Source organism: Sediminimonas sp. (assembly GCF_024637375.1).
Classification (GTDB): domain Bacteria; phylum Pseudomonadota; class Alphaproteobacteria; order Rhodobacterales; family Rhodobacteraceae; genus Sediminimonas.
Genome location: NZ_JAGXFK010000014.1, coordinates 1 through 5,747, shown reverse-complemented (window position 1 = coordinate 5,747; position 5,747 = coordinate 1). Strand labels below are relative to the sequence as shown.

The 5,747-nt window shown below is 66.4% G+C and carries 7 protein-coding genes and 2 pseudogenes; 7 read left to right on the top strand and 2 right to left on the bottom strand.

The window, feature by feature from the left end:
* The 5 genes and pseudogenes from Q0L89_RS01775 to Q0L89_RS01755 form a co-directional block, all read left to right on the top strand.
* A partial coding sequence (locus tag Q0L89_RS01775; RefSeq protein ID WP_296762054.1) for a major capsid protein occupies window positions 1-985 on the top strand: 985 nt, incomplete at its 5' end.
* Window positions 986-997: 12 nt separating this feature from the next.
* Window positions 998-1,309, top strand: coding sequence for a hypothetical protein (locus Q0L89_RS01770; protein WP_296762052.1), 312 nt, complete (start codon window positions 998-1,000; stop codon window positions 1,307-1,309).
* A 4-nt stretch (window positions 1,310-1,313) separates the two neighbouring features.
* Window positions 1,314-1,607 (top strand): annotated as a pseudogene (locus tag Q0L89_RS01765) (DUF6441 family protein); the annotation flags it as partial.
* A 213-nt stretch (window positions 1,608-1,820) separates the two neighbouring features.
* Window positions 1,821-2,753, top strand: a complete 933-nt coding sequence (locus tag Q0L89_RS01760) for a transposase (protein WP_296762050.1) — start codon at window positions 1,821-1,823, stop codon at window positions 2,751-2,753.
* 14 nt (window positions 2,754-2,767) lie between these two features.
* A pseudogene (locus tag Q0L89_RS01755) lies at window positions 2,768-3,106 on the top strand (DUF6441 family protein); the annotation flags it as partial.
* A 42-nt stretch (window positions 3,107-3,148) separates the two neighbouring features.
* Here the strand turns inward: Q0L89_RS01755 and Q0L89_RS01750 are convergent.
* A complete protein-coding gene (locus tag Q0L89_RS01750) occupies window positions 3,149-3,721 on the bottom strand; it encodes an antibiotic biosynthesis monooxygenase family protein (RefSeq protein WP_296762048.1) in 573 nt (190 codons plus the stop codon).
* Between the two features lie 274 nt (window positions 3,722-3,995).
* On the opposite strand from Q0L89_RS01750, the gene Q0L89_RS01745 reads away from it, so the two are divergent.
* Complete coding sequence (locus tag Q0L89_RS01745; protein ID WP_296762046.1) at window positions 3,996-4,415, top strand: acyl-CoA transferase; 420 nt, start codon at window positions 3,996-3,998, stop codon at window positions 4,413-4,415.
* Here the strand turns inward: Q0L89_RS01745 and Q0L89_RS01740 are convergent.
* Window positions 4,388-4,780 carry a polymer-forming cytoskeletal protein gene (locus Q0L89_RS01740; RefSeq protein WP_296762044.1) on the bottom strand — a complete coding sequence of 131 codons (393 nt, stop codon included), beginning with the start codon at window positions 4,778-4,780 and terminating at the stop codon, window positions 4,388-4,390. The genes Q0L89_RS01745 and Q0L89_RS01740 overlap by 28 nt on opposite strands.
* Before the next feature lie 80 nt (window positions 4,781-4,860).
* Between Q0L89_RS01740 and Q0L89_RS01735 the strand changes: the two genes are divergently transcribed.
* A partial coding sequence (locus Q0L89_RS01735) for a phage tail tube protein (RefSeq protein ID WP_296762042.1) occupies window positions 4,861-5,747 on the top strand: 887 nt, incomplete at its 3' end.

The following is a 5,747-nucleotide window of genomic DNA, read 5'->3' as shown; positions in this document are numbered from 1 at the left end:
TTCGCTCGCCGAGATGACGCAGGCCATCAACATCCTGCCCAACCTCTACACCCGCCTGGGCCAGATCGGCCTGTTCCGCTTCGAGGGCGTCACGCAGCGCTCCATCGTCATCGAGCAGCGCGAGGGCGTGCTGAGCCTTCTGCCCTCGGTTCCGCTCGGCGCGCCCGCCACGGTCGGCGATCGTGAACAGCGCTCGATGCGCAGCTTCGCGCTGCCGTGGATCCCCCACGACGACGTCATCCTGCCCGCCGATATCCAGGGCATGCCGGCGCTGGGCGTCTCGGACGCGGCCGATCCGCTGGTCGAGGTGATGAACCGCAAGCTCACGCTCATGCGCCGCAAGCATGCCCAGACCCGCGAGTACATGGAGATGAACGCGCTGCGCGGCATCGTGAAGGACGGTGCGGGCACCACGCTCTACGACTACTTCACCGAGTTCGGGATCGCGCAGATCTCCGTCGACTTCGTCTTTGGCACGGCCGGCACCAACATCCAGGGTAAGGTGCGCACCACCCTGCGCGGGATCGAGGACAACCTGCTGGGCGAGACCATGACCACCGCCCATGCGCTGGTCAGCTCCGAGTTCTTCGACAAGCTGATCAGCCATCCCAAGACCGAGGACGCCTACAAGTTCTTCTCGGCCACCGGCGGCCAGCCCCTGCGCCAGGACATGCGCCGCGCGTTTCCCTTCGCGGGGATCCTGTTCGAGGAGTACAACGGCTCGGTCACGCGTTCCAACGGCACGTCGGAGCGCCTGATCCCCGCGGGCGAGGGCATCGCCTTTCCGCTGGGCACGTTTGACACCTTCACCACCTATGGCGGGCCGGCCAACCTGCTGGAGACCGCCAACACCGTCGGCCTGCCGCTTTACGCGCGCCAGATGATCGACGCGAAGGGGCGCTGGATAGACCTGATGACGGAAAGCTCGATCCTGCCGGTCAACAAGCGTCCGCGCCTGGCGATCCGCCTGCACAGCTCGAACTGAGGGCGGCTGCTGATGTCCCTCTTTGCCGTCGTCATCGACACGCTCTTCGGCGACCCAAATATGGGCCGCGATGCCGTCTATACGGCCGCGGGCGGTGCCCCGGTCCTTGTTCGCGTTGTTGCCCGCCGCGCGGACGACACCACCGGGTTTGGCGAGGCGCGTCTCTGGTCGGAAACCACGCGCGTGGATCTGCGCGTGGCGGAGGTGCCGACCCCGCGGCCTGGCGACCGTGTGGAGATCGACGGCGAGGCATTTCTGATCCAGGGCGAGCCGGTGCGCGATCGCGAGCGGCTGGTGTGGACGATTGATATGAGACCAGTGTGACCCGATGAAGCTCAAGCTCGACGTCACCCCGGATCTCGCCGCGCTGATGGCCGCCGAGATCAAGGCCGGCGAAAAGGCTGTCAGCACAGCCACGCGTATTGCGGGCCGGGATCTCAAGACCGCCTGGCGCGCCCAGATCACCGGCGCGGGGCTGGGCACCCGGCTCGCCCGCACCATCCGCTCGGCACAATACCCGAAGGGCAAGTCTAGCCTCAACGCCGCGGCCTTCGTCTGGTCGAACGCGCCGGAAATCGTCAGCGCCCACGACACCGGCCCGCTGATCCGCTCGAAGGATGGGTTGTCTTAAGATTCCCCGTAGCTCCTGTGCGATACAGGAGCCGCTCTCCGGCACCTCACATATGCCGGAGAGCGGCGGGGGACGGATCGGAAGGACGGTGGTCTTTGGGACCGGTCAGAAGTTGGATCGCCCCCGCCTTTCGCATGACCTGAACGGATACATGGGGAAGGCTTCGACCTTGCCCCGCATGACAAGCATAGGGGACGAAAGGCAATGCAGGATACCATTGGGATCGACATTTCCAAAGACACGTTCGACATTCACCGGCTTTCGGATCGCAGGCACGAGCGGTTCGGCAATGACAAGGCGGGGCTTGCGGCCCTGCGTCGCTGGATCGGCAAGGCACCGGTTCGCGTCGTATACGAGGCGACCGGGCGCTATCATCGTGACCTCGAGGCGGTGCTGGGCGCGGCCGCCCACTCCCTCGTCAAGGTTAACCCCACCCGAGCGCGCCGCTTCGCGCAGGCCACAAGTCAGGGCGCCAAGACCGATCGCGTCGATGCCGCCATGCTGGCGCGGATGGGAGCGGTGCTGGACCTGGACGCCAAACCAGTGCGCAGCGAAACTATGCATGAAATCCGCGAGTTGCACGTCGCGCGCCTCGCGCTGAACAAGGATCGTACCGCCTGCCGGAACCGTCTGGAGGCCGCGCGGAACAGGGTAGTCCTGGCCCAGCTTCGCGCCCGTCTGAGGCAGGTGGACAGCCAGCTCGCGCAGATCGATACCGAACTCGCCCGCCTTATTGCCGAGGACCCCGCTCTTGCGCGGCGCCAGGCGATTCTGCTTTCCATCCCCGGCATCGGTGCGGTCACCGCGATCGCCATGATCGTTGAAATGCCGGAACTCGGGACGATGGATCCAAAGGAAGCTGCCAGTCTCGCGGGGCTCGCCCCAATCACCCGGGAGTCCGGCAAGTGGAAAGGACGGTCCAAGATCGGCGGTGGCAGACGCGGCGTGCGCAACGCGCTCTACATGCCCGCCCTTGTCGCGATCCGCCACAACCTGCACTTTGCGGATATGTATCGCAAGCTCGTCGAAGCCGGAAAACCGGCCAAACTCGCCATCGCGGCGATCATGCGCAAGCTCGTGATCCTCGCAAACGCGCTCATCAGGGATGACCGAAAATGGACCGAAACCGCCCCTTGACCAAGACGGATAACTTCTGGCTGGCGATCCCGACCGAGGCCGCCGGGCGCGGCCTGCGCGGCGGCAAGATCACGCCGGGTGAGTGGGAGCGGCGCCGCGGCCTGCGGCTACGCTTTGTGTATCGTCGCCGCGGTCCGAGCTTGTTGGTGGCGGAGGGACGGCTGAACACGAAGGGTCGCGCCGTAGCCTCGCGCTCAAAAACCGGACGAGGGTTGACCACCGTGCCGATCTTCCTGCTCGTCTCGCAGGTCAAGCTGCCGAAGCGGCTCGACCTCGACCGCGACGCCGAGCGGGCGCGTGGCGCCGTGCCGGGGCTGATTGTGGCGAATTGGGTTGAGGGGCGATTGAAGTAAGGGCTGCCGGCTATCGACGGTGAGGCCGTCTTGAAAGCCCGGTTACCCCGGGGCCTGCGCCCGGTCGAACTGGCCGTAATCGCGGCGGATGCTGTAAGCTGCGGCTTCTTCCACTCCCGGAGCGTCAGTATGCGCGTGCAGCGCCGCATTAGCGGCTGCACGTCCATCAGCCGTTGCCAGTGAGATGAACCTGCCTTTCCAATTCACGCTTTCAAAAGTTTCGAAGCCCGGCTCTTTCACAGGCTGTGTGCCGTAAAGCGCCAGCACATGCGAAGTGTCGGGCGCCGCCTCCACTTCGGCAGGCATCTTCGTTTCGCCGGCCTGCCAATGCAGAACCCTCGCCCCCACACGGATACGATAGTCGGCGAAGTGTATCCGCCGCCCCGCGCCTTGTGAGCGCCGGTGTTCAGCATCGGCGCGCCATGCGACGATCGCGTCTTCACTGTCCCAGAGCTGGTGCGACAGCAGCAGATCAGGCTCACTCAGCGAGGAATAGCGATCCAGAAACGTCAGGCCGGTATGGCGTGCAAGCACCGGGCGCAGCCGGGCCACGTGTTCAAAATAGTGTTCAAGATGTCCCGGGTGCGGACGCACCTCGAAAAACAGCGCATGCATGGGATGCTCCCCTCTTTGATGGGCTACGCCATGACTTCGGATCAGGCCGATCGGGTCATCCCCGCCTGAAAGTCACCGACCGGAAAACTGCCCGGGTCTCCGTGCAAAAGCAAGGGATGGCTTGTGTGAGGTGGTCGCCAGCTGCGAAACGCGGATTTGCCTGCAAGATCCCGGCGACTCTCCTCATCGAAAGCCTGCATGCAGCCGCGGGTGCCTGACAGGCCCACGCGAGGCGTGTCCCTGGCGATCTTTCCAAGTAGAGGCTCACATATCAATGCCCACCCCCCGCGAAACCATCCTCTCCGCCCTCCACGCGCGGCTCTCGGCACTGCCCGCCACCGCCCTGCGCGGTGAGGTGCTGCCCGAGCGGGTGCCCGCCGCTGGCCTGCTGATCCTGCGTGACGGCGAGCCGGGGGCGCCGGAGGTGACGCTCTCGCCTTTGTGCTATCACTATCAGCACCGGGCCGAGATCGAGGCGGTGGTACAAGGCGCCGACCGTGACGCGGCGTTTGATGCGCTGACCGCCAGCGTTGGTGCGGTGGTCTCCGCCGACCGGACGCTGGGCGGGCTCTGCGACTGGGTCGAGGCCGAGGCACCGCGCCCGGTCGATCTGCCCGTCGAGGGCGCGGCCAGCCTGAAGGCCGCCGTCATCCCGGTGGTGCTGCACTACTCGACGTCTGACCCGCTTTCGTGATCGGTCGGGGCTTGGCCCTGGCTTGACGCGCGGGGAATGCATTCCCCCTCCACCTGTGCGCCGCTCTCGATGCTCAGGCTGTCATAGGTGATGTCACCGACCACGCGGGCGCTGGTGTGCAACTGGACCGCGCCGCCTTTGATCCGGCCCTTGAAACGCCCCTTGATCGTAATGCTCGAGGCGTGCAGTTCGCCTTCGACCTCGCCGGCCTCTTCGATCACGATCCCGGCAGCCTCGACGTTGCCGTTCACGTATCCAGGCAACTCGACCGTGCCGGGGAAACAGAGTTCGCCGGTAATGCGCGAGCCGGCGCCGAGGTGCGACCGGCCGCCAGACCCGGACGGGGCGCGCGGTTCATCCGTCATTCAATACTGTCCCTTTTTCGTTTCCTGCCGCCTGATCGACGGCACGACTATAACTGCACGACTATACAGGAGAAACCACGATGGCACGAGCGCAAGGCGCGCGGGCGCAGATGGCGCTCGGCTTCGAGACCACCTATGGCACGCCGCCAGCAGGCGGCTTTATCCGGATGCCGTTTGCCAGCACGACGCTGGGGGCGGAGCAGCCGCTGATCGACAACGAGCTGCTGGGCTTCGGGCGCGACCCGCTGGCCCCGATCAAGGACGCGGTGACCGCCGACGGCGACGTGGTGGTGCCGATCGATGCCGAGACCTTCTGGATCTGGCTGAAGGCGGCGTTCGGCGCTCCCGCCACCACCGGCACCGGGCCCTACGCGCATGCCTTCACCTCGGGTAGCTACAGCCTGCCCAGCCTGGCGATCGAAGTCGGCATGCCCGAGGTGCCGCGCTTTGCCATGTATTCGGGCTGCGTGCTCGACCAGCTGTCGTTTCGGATGCAGCGCAGCGGGCAGCTGCAGGCCACCGCGAGCCTGGTCGCGCAGGGCGAGGCGCGGGCCACCGCCTCGGCGGCGGGCACGCTGGCCGCGCTCAATCTCAGGCGGTTCGGCAACTTCAACGGCGCGATCCGGCGCGACGGCGCCCTGCTGGCCAACCTGGTCTCGGCCGAGATCACCTATGCCAACACCCTCGACCGGATCGAGACCATCCGCTCGGACGGGCGCATCGACGGGGCCGACCCGTCCGTGGCGGCGCTGACCGGGCAGATCGAGACGCGCTTTGCCGACGAGACGCTGGTCGAGCAGGCCGCGAACGGGACGCCCTGCGAGCTGGCCTTCGCCTTTACCCTGGCCAGCGGGGAGGCGCTCGAACTGATCGCCCACGAGGTCTACCTGCCACGCCCGCGCGTGGAGATCTCGGGGCCGCAGGGCGTGCAGGCGAGCTTCGACTGGCAGGCGGCGCTGAGCAGCAC